This window comes from Bartonella sp. TT29SHDZB, from assembly GCF_042193395.1.
Classification (GTDB): Bacteria; Pseudomonadota; Alphaproteobacteria; order Rhizobiales; family Rhizobiaceae; genus Bartonella.
Window position 1 is genome coordinate 82,383 of the sequence record NZ_JBHILQ010000002.1, and the last position, 15,287, is coordinate 97,669.

The 15,287-nt window shown below is 37.8% G+C and carries 10 protein-coding genes; 4 read left to right on the plus strand and 6 right to left on the minus strand.

The annotated features are described in order from the left end of the window. Window positions 1-797 precede the first annotated feature (797 nt). The 5 genes from ACFIJJ_RS01555 to ACFIJJ_RS01575 form a co-directional block, all read right to left on the minus strand. Window positions 798-1,682: a metallophosphoesterase family protein gene (locus ACFIJJ_RS01555; protein ID WP_375622269.1), complete on the minus strand. Its 885-nt coding sequence runs from the start codon at window positions 1,680-1,682 to the stop codon at window positions 798-800. Window positions 1,683-2,271: 589 nt separating this feature from the next. Further along, window positions 2,272-4,368, minus strand: coding sequence for a glutamine amidotransferase (locus tag ACFIJJ_RS01560; RefSeq protein WP_375645740.1), 2,097 nt, complete (start codon window positions 4,366-4,368; stop codon window positions 2,272-2,274). After that, a complete protein-coding gene (locus tag ACFIJJ_RS01565; protein WP_375645741.1) occupies window positions 4,365-7,163 on the minus strand; it encodes a DUF4159 domain-containing protein in 2,799 nt (932 codons plus the stop codon). The genes ACFIJJ_RS01560 and ACFIJJ_RS01565 overlap by 4 nt, the downstream gene beginning before the upstream one ends. Further along, window positions 7,160-8,071, minus strand: coding sequence for a DUF58 domain-containing protein (locus ACFIJJ_RS01570; protein WP_375645742.1), 912 nt, complete (start codon window positions 8,069-8,071; stop codon window positions 7,160-7,162). Before ACFIJJ_RS01570 ends, ACFIJJ_RS01565 begins: the two co-directional genes overlap by 4 nt. Continuing rightward, window positions 8,072-9,103: an AAA family ATPase gene (locus ACFIJJ_RS01575; protein ID WP_375622265.1), complete on the minus strand. Its 1,032-nt coding sequence runs from the start codon at window positions 9,101-9,103 to the stop codon at window positions 8,072-8,074. It abuts the gene before it with no gap. Between the two features lie 247 nt (window positions 9,104-9,350). Here ACFIJJ_RS01575 and ACFIJJ_RS01580 point away from each other — a divergent pair, with 247 nt between their 5' ends. Further along, complete coding sequence (locus ACFIJJ_RS01580; RefSeq protein WP_375622264.1) at window positions 9,351-10,604, plus strand: CCA tRNA nucleotidyltransferase; 1,254 nt, start codon at window positions 9,351-9,353, stop codon at window positions 10,602-10,604. A 693-nt stretch (window positions 10,605-11,297) separates the two neighbouring features. Here the strand turns inward: ACFIJJ_RS01580 and ACFIJJ_RS01585 are convergent. Beyond that, window positions 11,298-11,774 carry a tRNA (cytidine(34)-2'-O)-methyltransferase gene (locus ACFIJJ_RS01585; RefSeq protein ID WP_375645743.1) on the minus strand — a complete coding sequence of 159 codons (477 nt, stop codon included), beginning with the start codon at window positions 11,772-11,774 and terminating at the stop codon, window positions 11,298-11,300. Between the two features lie 716 nt (window positions 11,775-12,490). Between ACFIJJ_RS01585 and petA the strand changes: the two genes are divergently transcribed. The 3 genes from petA to ACFIJJ_RS01600 are packed head-to-tail and all read left to right on the plus strand — an operon-like array spanning window position 12,491 to window position 15,187. Then, the gene (petA, locus tag ACFIJJ_RS01590) at window positions 12,491-13,039 is read left to right on the plus strand and encodes a ubiquinol-cytochrome c reductase iron-sulfur subunit (RefSeq protein ID WP_375622263.1); all 549 of its coding nucleotides are present in this window, start codon (window positions 12,491-12,493) and stop codon (window positions 13,037-13,039) included. A gap of 4 nt (window positions 13,040-13,043) precedes the next feature. Further along, window positions 13,044-14,297 carry a cytochrome bc complex cytochrome b subunit gene (locus ACFIJJ_RS01595; protein WP_375622262.1) on the plus strand — a complete coding sequence of 418 codons (1,254 nt, stop codon included), beginning with the start codon at window positions 13,044-13,046 and terminating at the stop codon, window positions 14,295-14,297. Then, entirely contained in the window at window positions 14,291-15,187 is an 897-nt protein-coding gene (locus tag ACFIJJ_RS01600) for a cytochrome c1 (protein WP_375622261.1), read from the plus strand. The genes ACFIJJ_RS01595 and ACFIJJ_RS01600 overlap by 7 nt, the downstream gene beginning before the upstream one ends. The last annotated feature ends 100 nt before the right edge of the window (window positions 15,188-15,287 follow it).

Below are 15,287 nucleotides of genomic sequence, written 5' to 3' on the forward strand. Positions count from 1 at the left end.
TATCGAATAAAAATTCATATTATAATTTTTATTCGATATTTCATATGATATTATAAATAATAGTTTATAGTAATAAAATAATTATAAAGAGTATTATAAAGTTGTTTATAGGAAAAAAGATAGAAAATTAGGAATTTTTCGAGACGTAAAAAACATTATTACCTATATCTTTTATCGAAATATAATCTATAACTTTTTTAATATATGATAATAAATGTTGAGTGAAATAGTAAGGGATCATTTCAAATCTATTTACGATAAATCAATCAACATCATTTGTTTATGAATCACAAGTAGGTTTGGTTATTGAAATTATATACTTTAGTTATTATTTGGCTTTTTTAGCCATTGATTTTCAGGTATAGAAGCTGAGTGAGCTTCTCTATTATTCTATAAAATATCATCATTGTAATATTATAAGGATTTTACGCATTAGATGCTTTTGGAGGAGTGGATGATGAAATTCAAAGCAGGGTTTATGTGTAGAGCTTTGTGAAGTAAATCACATGCGCAATTAGCAGCTGGAACCCGTGAGACAAGAATCCGAATTATTTATAAATCAGATGTGGTAGAATTTTCGTCCTTTAGGGCGGGAAGGAAGAAAACCGATAAGTTTGTAAAAAGCTAGTCACATAAGTGGGGCGGCAGATGGAATTCTCTGAGAAAAATTGATTTATTGACAGAGAAGGTGAAACTTTGTCTTTTAAGGAGAAAAAGGGAAATAAGAATTATAATTTCCAAAGGAATATGAAAAAAAATATTTTCGTTTTTGGTTGTTTTGGCAACTATGAAGGAGTTTAAAGATTAATTGTTTCAGTACATACAATCTCGTTTTTGGGGTTGATAATGCTATAACGTTGTAATTGGCAATGCCATTGATTTTGTAAGCGTTCAATGGAAAATAAGTTAAAGCCTGCGGGTGGTTTTTTATCACCAAAAGCTTGTGATGCGGAAGGAACACCAACAATAGGAATTTTTTTAATTGGTCCTTCAATGTAATTCAATGTGGGTAAATGAGTATGTCCGTGAAGAATAAGCTCACAACCGTGGTATTTGATAATGTCTAGAAAACGTTTTATATCCCGTAGTTTTTTATGCCAAGACGTTGCGTTGGGAAAGGGAGGGTGGTGAATCATGACGACACGAAAAAGGTTGCGCTGTGCTGCTTCCTTTAAAAAGAGCGGTAAAGTTTGCGCTTGCATTTTACCAAAATAACCAGAAGCTTGAAAAGGCAGAGTCGCAATGGCTGAAGAAGCTGCTATGATGGCAACATCTTTGCGAACGCGCATATAAGGAAAGGCACTTTTTTGAGGGCTGTCACCTGTGATCCAAGGTTTAAAGAGGATACATGCTTTTTGTAAAGCTCCGCGGACATAGGCATCATGATTTCCAAATGTCAAAGAAATATCTTGGGGGTGTCCTAATGTAAGTAACCAACGATGCGCTTGTTCAAATTCCTTATCGAGAGCAAGATTGACAAGATCACCAGAGATCACAAGGTGATCGGGTTTTGTTTTGTTCAAGGCATCTAGTAAAGTTTCTAGGACATCTGTTGCCATCTGACTCTTACGTTTTTTTTGCCAGTTCAGATAACCGGTAAGACGCTTTCCAGAAAGTTCAAAAAGGGAAGGTTGCGGGAGAGGGGAAAGATGTACATCCGATATATGGGCAAGATAAAACATAAAAGCTCGTAGAGTATTAAAAACGATTTAAAGAATAAACATAAGATAAGTTAGTGCTTAAAGGCAAGAAAGATTGTAAAATGAAAATTAGCTTGCAAAATAGAACGCCTCAAGCGGAATGTTCCAAATAGAATATCCCCAATAGAATATCATTGTGTTGTACATTTACATATTTATAAAAAAGACATTTCTCAATGCTTCTGAGCTAATTTCACGACGGTACTCGATATTATAATGGAAAGCTTCTGTGAAGTATATAGAGGGCTTACTGTACACTACCACCTCTAAGCTAGCACAAATAAAAACCATCATACTATTCCCCCCAATTTTGTAAAAATCCTTGCTTTGCTTTAAGAGGATTCATAAGAGGTATTTCACTCTTTCTTCAATGGTTTCTATCCATACAGCATCTCTTCTAATAACACACAAGAGAATGTTTTTTATTGTTTTAATATGAGGATATTTAAAATAAGGAGAATTATACTGTATTTTTAATTATAAATCAATTTGTTGTATAATTATAAAGACAAGTAAATACATAAAAGAATAAGCTGAATTTTAAAAACTATTATACGAAATTTCAGATTTTTTAACGTCCTTCACGATACCACATACTGCTCAACAGTAAAAGACAGATGAGCAGTGCCAAAAAACCAGAAAATATCGAAAAATAAAAGGTATTGATTAAACGGGTTTCTGTTGCTTCTTTCAGAACAATTGAGTGTGCTGGGGAAGAGGACGGACTTGTTTTTGATTGAATCAGCTTGAATGGAGGAAGATGAATGTTTTCTTTTCCCTCAGAGTGTAAACGTCTGATGTAGCCACCAGTGTGCTTAATAATGGGGGCTAGTTTTTCTTGTGTTGAAGTCAAGTCAAACAACTCAAGATTATCGAGCATCCCTACAGAAGAAAGTATTGTTAAATCGCCATTTTTAATGGTAAAAATTCCTGTCTCATCAGTGGTCACAGTTGCAGTAAAAAGGCCTTCTTGCTCTTTGGTCAGAGTAATATTTTCTTTTTTCCCAGAGGGAAAGATTATTTCAGCGGGTTCTGGATGGTCTTTTAGAGTTTGACGGCGAATTGTTAAATGATGATGGCTGCTGGTTGCACTTAATTTTTCTTCTTCAAGTTCTGGTTCTTTCATGAGCCAATGGGCAATTCGTCGATAAAGAGCAGCATAAGGACCACCACCTTCAAAACCTCGAGCCCAAAGCCAACTTTCATCAGAAAGCAACATGCCTACACGCCCTTTATCAACATGGGAGAGAATTAAAAGTGGTTGTTCATTAGCTCCTTTCATGAGGGCGATTCCGTTATTTATGTTTTGAATAGCAATTTGTCGCAACCATTGTCCCCATTGAGATGCGGGAAGGTTAAGTGTTGCGAGACCTCTTGTAACAGGATGGCGTTCACCTTCTTTGGTTAATGTAGGGCGAAACGGTTTTTCGATAATAGTCCCATTGGGCAATGCCGGTAGAATGCTTATTAAAGGTGTTTTCGCAAGTGAGTTTTTTTGGGTAAATTCAGGTCCTGTTACCATCAACAATGCACCCCCCTTTTGTACATATTGGGCGATATAATCATAATAGATTAAGGGGAGAACAGTAGAGTGCTGGTAGCCATCAAGGATGATGAGATCAAAGTTATTAATTTCTTCAACAAAGAGTTTTCTTGTGGGAAAGACCACTAAGGATAATTGGCTTGAGGGCGTATTATCTGCTTTGGTGGGGGGACGCAAAATAGTAAAGTGAACAAGATCAATATTGGAGTCACCTTTCAAAAGGTCACGCCATGTTCGTTCTCCATTATAAGGAGCACCTGAAATAAGAAGAACACGTAAATTTTCTCTGATTCCTTCAATAATTGTTATGGCGCGGTTGTTTTCCAAGCTTAGTTCACCTTTGTGTGGATCAGTTATAACTTGGATAATATTTTTTTCAGCATGAGGAAGGGTAATTTCAGTTTGAAAAATCACGCCAGGAGTCACAGAATAATGGCCAATGTCTTGTCCATTGACGCTTAGTGTAATATTTGCTTTCTGTGGTATTGTTTTTTTGGCGGGGCCTTTATCTTCTACCAAAATGGAGAGCGTTTGTGGTTTGTTGACAAGGGCAAAGCGTGGAGGAGAAATAAACTTGATTTGACGATCAAATTCGTCTGAGTATCCTGTAATCAGAGCATTGAGAGGTGCTTCATGATGAAGATCTGATAGGTCAGGGATGTCATGGACTTGTCCATCGGTGATAAAAATGGTTCCTGCATAACGAGAGAGCGGTACATCAGATACTGCTTGTGTTAAAGCCTCAAACAAATTCGTTGAGGGCGCATACTGATTATCAGCAAGTTTTCCAGCTTCAATAAAACGTGGTTCAAATTGTGGATAATGCGCCAATGCTTGAGTTAATTGCGCACGCGCTTCATCACTGTCGTTTGTACGTGTTCCAAATGTTTGGCTTTTGCTGCGGTCAATAACAATTCCCACTGTGCTTTTCAGTGGTTCGCGCTGTTCTTTTATGATCATTGGATTGAGCAAAGCAAGGATGAGGGCGCTTAATGCTATCAGACGAAATAAAGAACCTTGACGTTGCGTAACAAGACCAACAACGACAAAAAGAAAGGATATTCCGCTTAAGAGCAGAATCCAAAAGAGTGGTAAGAAAGGCTGAAAAGTGAAAAATGGTATCATTGCCTTCTTTCTCTTTTAAAGCGTTCCAAGAGCGCTGGAACATGAACTTGGTCCGCTTTATAGTTTCCTGTAAGCACATAAAGAACAATATTTAAACCTGCGCGAAATGCCCATAGACGCTGCATTGGATCATTGGGAACAAGGGGATATTTCCATGTTCCTTTTTCATCGAGTGCCCAAGCACCGGCAAAGTTATTGGCAGTAATGAGAAGAGAACTTACATTATCGCCGCTGGCAAGAGAATTTTTATTTTTTTTGTTTGTTGAGGAGGATTCAATCCATAAAGGTGAACCACGGTAGAGACCAGGAAAATCTGGCATAATATAAAAGGAACGTGCAACAACATGATCTGTTGATGCTGGCTCAATGGATGGAATGTTTAATCCTTTTAAGATGGTTCGTAATCTTTGCGTTTCTGGAGTGGCATCTCCTTCAAGATTAAGATTGCTCTTTATCTGATCGCGTGTGTCAAATAAAATTGTTCCTCCATGTTTCATAAAATTATTTATTTTTTCAAGGCTTGTGGGAGTTGGTATAGGACTTTTAACATCAATTGGCCAGTAAATAAGAGGATAAAAGGAGAGCTCATCTTTATCGAGATCAAGTGCTGTAACAGAGCCAGGGGCAAGCATTGTGCGCTCTGCGATAAATTGGCTTAAGGCTTCTAGACCACTTTTACTCGTTGTATCAATTTCACGATTGTTGGTTATAACGTAGGCAAGATGTGTTGCACCAGCGGCTTTTACACTATCATGATGATTTTCTATCGTTTGTGCATGAAGAATTGGAGCATATGCAAACAAGGCAATAAGAATTATGAGAGGGAGGAAAAACATATTATGCCGTTTATTGAAAGAAAAAATACCTCCCATCCATAAAATGAGAAAATTATCAAAGGCGAATAATAAGATGGCTAATCCTAAAAGTGGACCGGTAAGATTTTTTTCTTTTGTATCGTAAGATAAAGGACTCTTGTTAAGAGAAGGTGGCAATGATGATTGTTTCACCAAGCGCGATGAATGAGTTAAGAGATTAAGCGCATAAAAATCGTTTTTGACACCATAAAGTCCTAGTGGAGTATGATAGGAAGGACGGGGTGGATTTTGAGCATCAAAGACCAGTGGAACAACATCAGAGGGTGGGACTTGTAATTGTCCGTCAACGGCTATAGTTCGCCAAGGGTTTTGTAGCACTGTTCTTTTTTCTCTGTGTGTTAGGTTTGTATTTTCATAGGTACTTAATGTGATTAATTTTTGCAACATTTGTGCAAAAAAGCCGGAAAGAGGAAGATTAGACCATGTAGGATCAGGAGCAACATGAATGAGAATGAGGGTTCCTTTACCACGTTTTGCTGCGGTAATAAGAGGGGTTCCATCCGAAAGGCTAAGCCACGTTTTTTCAAAAAGATCTGGGGTTGGTTCTGCGAGGATTTGGCGCGAGACAGTGACATCTTCTGGAAAAGGAAGACCAAAGAAAAAGCTATTTTTTGCAAAAGGGGCAAGCTTTTGTGGCTTTGTCCAAGACATAATACTTCCAAGGGAGCGTTGACCTGGGCGCAGTGGTATCGGAAGAAGGTTATCGTAATGTTCTGCGCTGCTGAGTTTTTCTCCTGCAAAACGGATGAGTGTTCCTCCTTTATTCACAAAATCAGAAAGTTTTTTTTCTGCTTGTGGGGGCATGTTAACAATGTCACCCATAATCAAAACAGATGGATTTTGTTTAAGCAAATGATCAATATCCGTTGAAAGTTCTCTTCCACCGGCTGTTATAAGTTGTGTATGACCTTGTAAGGCTTTGATAATGTAATAAAATGGAGCAAGTAAAGGCTGTGCCATTTCATTGGTATCGGGTGAAAGAAGAGCAACACGGCTTATCCTGTGATGGCTGTCTACCAAGAAGGTTGCAGCAGCATGGTTTTGATTGTTTATTTTTATCCAAGCGATATCATTGCGTAGTTCAAGTGGTACATCAAAAGGAACAAGAGCTGTTGTTTCTCCTTCGGAGAAATTTTTCGTAAATTGTCCGAGAAGTTGATTATTTGAATCGTAGAGACTGAGTGTAGCGGGAGTGTTACTGTGTGTTGTTGAGCGGATAATACGCGCGCCCATGTTTCCATTGTTATTTTCTATGGATGTTATGCCGGTTAAATTGGAAATATCAGTCAAATACCACAAGAAGTTTCTAGGTTTTAATTCTTCAAGATGAGCAAAAGCTTGCTCATCTTCATTTGTTCGTAATCCATCACTTAAATAAGCAATATCAAGAGGTTTTCCTTTGGTTATTTCGCTGAGTTTTTTGAAGGCATGCACACGGTTGACAGGCCAAGGACGCGGTTGCAAATGCATTAAATGCTGTTTTATAATCTTGGCTGGTTGGGGCTCTATATTGGAGATATCATTTTCAGCCGTTGCAACAAGATAAATATTTTTTTTCTGTTTTTCTGCTTGTGCAAGGAGCATTTCAGCGGTAGAGACGCGTTTTTTCCATTCTTTTACAGATGCCCAACCATTATCAATAATGAGTGCAAGGGGTTGAGACCCAGAAAAGCTGATTGGTTTTTGATTCCAAGTGGGGCGTGCTAGAGCTATGATAACAAGTGCCGCTATGGTTAAACGCAACAAGAGCAACCACCAAGGTGTATGTTTTGCTGTTTCTTGTTGATGAGTTGGTTTGGGTAAGAAGCGAAAAGGGGGAAAAAGCTCTTTACGCGGAGATGGAGGAGTTATCCGCAACAGCCACCAAATGACCGGTAGGAACAAAAGCCCTAGTAACAGAAAGGGAGCAGCAAAACTCAACGTGCCCTCCTTTTTTGCAATGGAGAGTCGCTCATTGTATTTGCAAGATGAAAAATGGTCTCTGTTAAAGGTTGATCCGTTGTACTAACGTGATAAGACCATCCTTGGCGTGCGCAAAAATTTACCAATTCTTGTCGCCTTGCGTGATATAGTTTACAATAGCTCTTACGAAGATCTTCTGCTTTAGTGGAAACATGTTTCTCTTTTGTTTCAGGATCCAAAAATTCTGTGTGACCTGTGTAGGGAAAGCTTTCTTCTGCGGGATCAGAAATTTCAATTAAATGAGCTGTCACCTGTTTTGTAGTTAAAACGGTTAAATGTTGGATGATTTTTTCAGGATAGTCGAGAAAATCACTCATTATAACGACATGTGAAAAGCGTGTAATCGTTGAAAAATCCGGAAATGAATTTTCATCTGAATGATTTTCTAAAGCAAAGGCTATTCGTTCTACGACATTGGATGTCATTGTGGGGGACATTAAGTTGGGAATAGCAATATGTTCGCCACTGCGTGCAAGAAGTGATGCTAAGGTAAGGGTAAGAATAATGGCATGATTACCTTTAGAGATTTTAGAAAAGCGCGAACAGTAATGCATTGATGCGCTCTGATCAGGACAAAGCCAAACGGTTTGTGTCATTTGCCATTCGTTTTCGCGCAGATACGTATTTTCATCACGCGCTGAGCGACGCCAATCAATGCGGGTAATGGATTCTCCTTCCATATAGGGACGAAATTGCCAAAAGTTTTCCCCATTACCGCTTTTACGTTGTCTGTGCCATCCGGTTATCAGTGTATTAGCGATATGACGCGCTTGTAAAAGGAAATATGGCATTTTGCCAGTATCCTTATGCAGTTCATTTGCCAGCGACAATGGAGGCTTTTGTAAAACTTTTTTGCCAAGTGCCATTCAAAGAGCATCTTTCACAAGGTTATTGATAATATCTTTTACGGTTATATCTTCAGCACGGGCAGAAAAATTAAGAGCCATGCGGTGTTGTAATACGGGATAGGCCAATGCTTCAACATCATCAAGTGAAGGGGCTAAGCGTCCATAATAAAGAGCACGAGCGCGAACACAAAGTGAAAGGGCTTGTGATGCTCGTGGACCAGGTCCCCAAGAAACATAAGTATTGGCAAGGCCATTGTCTTTATGAGGGCGCGCTGATCGGACAATTTTTAAAATAGCCTCGACAACATTTTCTGAAAGGGGCATTTTGCGAACAATATTTTGAATTTTTTGCAATTTTAGGGCGGATAAAATTGGTTTTGCATTTGATTTTTTTTCTTTTGTTGTTTCTAAAATGATCCGCCGCTCTGTTGTAAGATCAGGATAGTCAATATCGATTTGCATCAAAAATCTATCCAATTGTGCTTCAGGAAGTGGATAGGTTCCTTCTTGTTCGAGAGGATTTTGCGTTGCAAGAACATGAAAAGGTTGTGGTAAATCATAACGGGTACCTGCAACGGTAACATGATATTCTTGCATAGCTTGTAAAAGAGCTGATTGTGTCCGTGGAGAGGCACGATTGATTTCATCAGCCATGAGAAGTTGCGTGAAAATAGGACCTTGAACGTAGCGAAAAGAACGTTTACCATCTTTATCGGAATCCATAATTTCAGAACCAATAATGTCCGATGGCATTAAGTCAGGGGTAAATTGGATGCGTTTTTCATCAAGCCCTAAGACTGTTCCCAGTGTTTCAACAAGACGTGTTTTAGCAAGTCCTGGAGCACCGACAAGAAGCGCATGACCACCAGCAAAAATAGCGACTAAAGCATATTCAATTACATGACTTTGTCCAAAAATAACTTTGTCAATTTCTTGTTGCAGAATATCCAATTCTTTATGGGCTGTATCAATATCATCAATAATTACTTGGGCCTCATGATTGGTGTTAACCTTTTTCACAGAATTGGGTGACGTATCATGTTGACTCATATTTCTTCCTTAAGGTGTTTGTCGCAAAAATAGTAATTTTCTCTGCATGATAATGGATATCTTATTGTTTGTAACAGAAAATGAGAAGAAATGAAGTATCATATGCCGTTTTTTTTATATTCGTGTATAGAAGAGAACAGTTTCTTTGGAAGAAATAGGCGTGTTTTATAAGGGATGTCTTAAAAATTTTGTTTTATGAAGAGAGTTCTTTAAAGAAATGAAGACAACTTTTTTGAAAGGTTAAAGGGTGAATATAAGACAGAACTTCAAACAGGTTGCGTGGTTACAACAAAGTGATATTCAGACACTTCTTCGCGTTTTGTCTTTGGAGGGGGAAGAGGCGCGTATTGTAGGGGGAGCAGTACGCAATCAACTGCTAGGGCAGCCTATTAGTGATATTGATATTGCCACAACCTGCTTGCCGCAACAGATTATCGCACGTGTAGAAAAAGCAGGATTTAAAGCTATTCCTACAGGGATTGCTTTTGGTACGATAACAGTGGTTGCTCATTCATGTTCTTATGAGGTTACAACGCTTCGCTGCGATATTGAAACGGATGGGCGTCATGCAAAAGTGGCATTTGGTCGTGATTGGAAAAAAGATGCTGAACGGCGGGATTTTACGATAAACGCACTTTATTGTGATGCTGATGGCAACCTTTATGATGATGTGGGAGGTTTGAGTGATATTGCTAGCCGAACAGTTCGTTTTATTGGGGTTGCAGAAGATCGTATTTGCGAAGATTATTTGCGTATTTTACGGTTTTTTCGCTTTTTTGCGTGGTATGGAGCGGGGCGACCTGATGTGCAAGGATTGAAGGCATGTGTTCGTTTAAAACACGGTTTAAAAAAACTTTCCTCTGAGCGTATTTGGGCAGAAATGAAAAAGCTTCTTGCCGCTTCTGATCCAACGCGTGCTCTTTTATGGATGCGACAAAGCAGAATTTTGGCATTCATTTTTCCTGAAACAGAACGATGGGGCATTGATGCAATTCACGCATTGGTGAAGACAGAACAGACTCTTGGTTGGAAAGTTGATTCATTGTTACGGCTAGAAAGCCTTCTTCCTCCTGACCCCATACGTCTTCATGAAATGGCACAGCGCTTGCGTTTTTCCCATAAGGAAACAATGCGATTAAAGGAATGGGCAGAGTTAGAAATAATAAACCAAAACTGTTCTGATCATTTTGTGCAAAAACTGATTTATTTTCATGGACGACAGCCAGTTTTAGATCAATTATCGTTGTCTGTCGCTGCATCACATCTTGATCATTTGGAAAAAAGTGATGCTTTGCAAAAAGCAGATGGTTATGTCAAGCTTTATCAACTTGCCCAAAAATGGCAGATTCCAACTTTTCCTATTAATGGTAACGATTTAATAAGGAAAGGTTTTACGAAAGGTGTACTTTTAGGAAAAAAGCTTAAAGAGCTAGAAATGATATGGGTTGAAAGCGGATTTTTAATGGATCGTCATGCATTATTAGAAACAATTGATTTATAATATTGCTGTTTATAGCCCCACTATTGTTTTTACTTTTTAAGTCAACATATTAATTTAAGAATAATTCATCATTATTCATGTGAAATAAGAGCTCTGAATATTGTGAGGTTATCTTATTTCAAACTTGTGCATATTACATCAATCAAAATTATTGTCTTATGTGTCACGAACGGGGGAATTTGTATGAGTAAAAACGATTACAGGAAAGAAAAATGCCTTTTATAAACCATCTCAAAGATAAGGATTCTTAAAAGTGAAAACGAATAAGGAGAATAGTGATAGCGGTTTGCACTTTATATGAGTATAAAGAGGGGAGATGCTCAAGGGATTTTATATTATGCACGAGGGGGAGACTATATCATTCACAGTTGGTAGGGTAGGTGGATGTGACGGGCATTAAGAACTGTTTATTTAAATCGAGTGTATAAAGGAGCAACACAATGGCATTTTGTACTTTGTGAGAGAAGTGACGGTATTAAAGCGTTTTTATTATTTATGTGTCATATATTTTTCTTCGAGATAACTTATGGGCTTTTAGAGGTGTTCTGTAATCCATTTTAAAAGTATAATTAAAAAGTATGCGCTTTTAATTATTTGTAATATTCTATACAAAATACCTTTTTATTTATTAAAAAACTATAGTTCATGCTTTTTTAGCATTATATTAAATATTTTAATGGAATTGTTGTGTTTTTATAGATTACAGTTTCTTTCATGATAACCAATTTGGCGTAATGCTTCTCCTGTTGTTATGGCTACGCTCATGGCGAGATTTAGAGAGCGTGCCTGTGGTTGCATGGGAATTTTCAATGTGTAATCGGCCGCTTCATGAACATAATCGGGAACGCCAGCTGTTTCGCGACCAAAAAGTAAAACATCATTTTCCTGATAGCATATCTGCGTATAGCATGTTTTTGCTTTTGTACTTAAAAGCAACAGGCGGCGGTTAAAGTGTTTCATGGAGCTTATAAAATGTTGCCAATCAATGTGTCGTTCTAAGGAAGCGTATTCGAGATAATCCAATCCTGCGCGTTTGAGATTACGATCCGACAGATTAAAGCCTGCAGGTTCAATAATGTGCACATGTAAACCAAAGCAAGCGCTAAGACGTAAAATCGTTCCAGTATTACCAGCAATATCAGGTTGGAAAAGAGCTATATGAAGTGTCATGTTCTCTGTAATATGATTTTTCTTTCGACTTTGTAAAGAAGCACCACAATTTATTCGAAAAATATGCTTTGAGAAATACATGTTTTTTACGGTTAATTTTTATTCCCTTTAAATTTCAGGGAAAAAGTTATGTATACAGGTCTGTTTGGGATCAGAGAGAAGCTCCCTATTAGAGACTTCCTTTTATTGAGCGATCCATGAAATGGATTGGCTCATTATGTTGAAAAGTGGGGTATTTAATGAGGCTAGATCATCCATTTTAATTAAAATCAACAAAATATGCTTTTTATGCAAAAACAGAAGCAAAAAAAATGCTCATGCAACCAGTTGGAATTGAGGAAGGGAGAGATGCTGTAAATGTGTTAAAGAAATAACTGATAAGCTCAACTTATTTACTGAGATATGGTCATAACGACAATGTTTCTTTCTTTAGAAGGGTTTATGCTATTTCTGATTTTCACGGGTGGGGGAGTAATTTTGATTGGTTAATATGAATAGGTTTGAAATGAAAGAAACTTACGTGTTTCAGGATTTCATTCACTCTGTAAAACGATGAATTATCATTATAAAACAGTTTTTGTATAAACCATACAAATGGCAGGAGTTTTTTACGGGGATGTTTTTATGGTTGAGGTAACTGAGTGATCAAGCATTGTACAATGGGAGAGGGTATGGTAAAAAAATGTTTTAGCAAAGTGTCTCTTTAAGTTAAGTCCATGGGTGAGCAAACGAGGCGGGATTTTCTGTTTTTGGTAACAGCTGTTGCAGGAGCAGTTGGAATGGGAGCGGTTGCGTGGCCTTTTATCCGTCAGTTGCGTCCAGATGAAGCTGTTTTGGCATCTTCCTCTGTTGAAGTTGATCTTTCTGGTATTGAAGAGGGGATGTCGGTGACGGTAAAGTGGCGAGGACAGCCTGTTGTTATTCGAAATCGTACGGCAAAAGAAATTGCTGATGCGCGCGCTACTGAATTGAGACTTCTAAAAGATCGTCAAGCGCGCAATCCTAATCTTGAGGGTGAAAAAGAAGCAACAGATTTTGCGCGTTCAGCAGGTAAAGGACGTGAAAATTGGCTGATTGTTATTAATCTTTGTACGCATCTAGGCTGTGTAACACTTGGGCAATCGGGTAAATTTGGAGGATGGTTGTGTCCCTGTCATGGGTCTGTTTATGATACCGCTGGAAGAGTGCGGTCAGGCCCAGCTAACTATAATTTGACTATTCCACCTTACCAATTTCTTTCTGATACTTTACTCAAAATAGGATAAAGTCATGGTAAGGTTTCCTCCTTATTGTCCTAAAAGTGCTCTTGCCCGTTGGTTTGATAAGCGTTTTCCTCTTCCTCGTTTTTTTTATAATGCATTTGTGATTTTTCCTGTTCCGCGTAATCTTAATTACTTTTACACATTTGGCGGTATTTTAACCATTATGCTTTTATCACAGCTCTTGACTGGTATTGTCTTGGCTATGCATTATGTTCCGGATATTCATTTGGCTTTTGAAACCAGTGAACGATTTCGGCGTGAAGGGCAGTTTGGTTGGCTTTTTCGTCCATGGCATTGTGTAGGCTCTTCGTTTTTTTTTATTGCCGTTTATATCCATTTAGCACGTGGACTTTATTATGGTTCTTATAAAAATATGCGAGAAATGGTATGGGTTACAGGTATTTTTATTTATATCATCATGATGGCAATAGCATTTTTTGGTTATGTGCTTGTTTGGGGGATGATGTCTATTTCAGCGGCTTCAGTGATTGCAGGGCTTTTTAAAACGATACCTTTGGTGGGGACATGGTTGCATGAGACACTTCTGGGTGGTTATGTCGTAGGACAACCAACGTTGAATCGTTTTTATGTTTTCCATTATGTTTTATCATTTATTTTGCTTCTTTTTGTGGGGCTGCATATTTGGGCAATTCATTGTGTTGGGCAAGGTAATCCAACGGGTCTTGCTATACAATCAGATAAGGAAACAGTTCCATTTTCGCCTTATGCGCTTATCAAAGATATTTTTGCTATTACTGTTTTTCTGATCTTCTTTGCCTGGTTTTTGTTTTATATGCCCGATTATATGGGGCAGGCTGAAAATTATAGTGTGGCAGATCCTTTAAAGGTACCTCTTCGTGTGGTTCCAGAATGGTATTTTTTGCCTTTTTATGCGATGCTTCGTGCTATAACCTTTGATATTGGTATTTTCTCTTCAAACTTTGTTGGCTTTGTTTTATTCGTCAGTTCGATTTGCATTTTAATTTTTGTGCCATGGTTAGACCGCTCTAAAATATGTTCAGCAAGATATCGACCTGTTTATAAAATTTTCTTTTGGGCGTTGGTTATTGATGTCGTTTTTCTTGGTTGGTTGGGGTCAAGAGAAATAAGTGATAAAATTCTTTTATGGACACAATTGGCTACTGTTTATTATTTTATATTTTTTTTGGTTATTTTGCCGATTTTGCCAGCGTTTGAAAAAAATTGTTCTCTTCCTTCTTCAATTATGCAAGATTTAAAACAGAAAAAGAGACTATGGTAAATGTTTTTGTCGGACTGATTTTTATTGTTGCTATGAGCTTTTCTGCTCAGAGTTTAGCGAGTGATGACTCTGATCAGGAAGAGGGATTTATTTCTTTTCCTTTACAAGTTCCTAAAAAACAAGAATGGAGTTTTTCAGGTCCATTTGGGTTTTATGATAAGGCGCAATTGAGGCGCGGATTAAAGGTTTATAAACAAGTTTGTTCCAGCTGCCATGGGCTAAAATATGTGGCTTTTCGCAATTTAAAAGCTCTTGGGTATGATCAAGAACAGATCAAAGCTTTGGCGGGGCAATATGAAGTGCGCGATGGTCCTAATCGAGAAGGAAAATTTTTTAAACGTGCTGGGGTTGCAACGGATTATTTTCCTTCTCCCTTTGCGTATGAAGAAGAAGCAAGATTTATTTTGAATAATGCTTATCCTCCAGATTTGTCATTGATGGCACGTGCACGTGGGGTATCTTTGCCGTTTCCTGCTTTAATTACGGATGTATTAACTCATTATGATACAGCTGGTCCAGATTATATTACAGCTCTTTTAACAGGATATCAGAAGGCACCGAAGGAGATAAAAATTGCGAATGGTTATTGGTATAATCCTTATTTTATTGCCGGTAATTCTTTAACGATGGCTCCTCCTTTGAGTGATGGTATGGTTGCTTATGAAGATGGAACTCCAGAAATTATTGAACATTATGCGCGCGATGTTTCTGCTTTTTTGATGTGGGCTGCCGATCCTCATATGGAAATTCGTAAAAAAACCGGTTTTCGTGTTATTTTATTTTTAATCATTTTTGCAGGGTTTGTTTATATTTTAAAAAATCGTATTTGGTGTCGTTTAGAAGAAGAATTAGAGAAAGAAATAAAAGACGAAATAAAGAGAAAAGGGTAAAGCGACAAGGCTCAAAAGAGTATAGAGTATAAAGAGCATAAGGAACAAATCTTTTTATGATGCATTGAGGTTTTATAAAGTAAAAGCAAAGTAAAAATGG